The sequence below is a fragment of the Streptomyces sp. SID12488 genome (genome assembly GCF_010548275.1).
Lineage (GTDB): Bacteria > Actinomycetota > Actinomycetes > Streptomycetales > Streptomycetaceae > Streptomyces.
In genome coordinates this window covers 1-435 of record NZ_JAAGLT010000131.1, presented here as the reverse complement: position 1 = coordinate 435, position 435 = coordinate 1, and the positions used below count along the sequence as shown (strand labels likewise).

General features: G+C 73.1%; 1 pseudogene. It reads right to left on the bottom strand.

Going from position 1 to position 435, the window contains the following annotated elements:
• Nucleotides 1-435: pseudogene (locus tag G3I56_RS42835) on the bottom strand (hydrolase); the annotation flags it as partial.

The window sequence follows — 435 nt, the reverse complement described above, 5'->3', positions numbered from 1 at the left end:
ACTTGGTGGCCTTGGTGAGGACTTCGGTCTGCTTGGTGCTCTCGCCGGAGCCGGCCGTCGAGGTCTCCAGGTTCATGATGGTGTTGCCGCCCTCCGCCGCGAAGGTGACGTTCTCCGGGGACCAGGCCGCTCCGGGGACGCCGGGGCCGCCGGAGTTGGAGCGCACGCTCCAGCCGTGGGCCCCTATCGCCGGGTCGGTGTGGGAGGTGTAGGTGAAGTCGTCGAAGAGGGTGGCTCCGGCCGGTCCCGGGTCGGTCGGGGTCGGGCTCGGGGTGGGCGTGGGGCCCGTCGGGGTCGGGGTGGGCGTCGGCGTCGGGTCCGGGACGTTCCCGCCGGGCGCGGTGCCCCAGACGGTCGCGGAGCCCAGCCGGGCGGTCACCTTCTCCCAGTCCCCGTAGGCCGTGCGGGATCCGTCGAAGGAGTAGTCGTCGGACT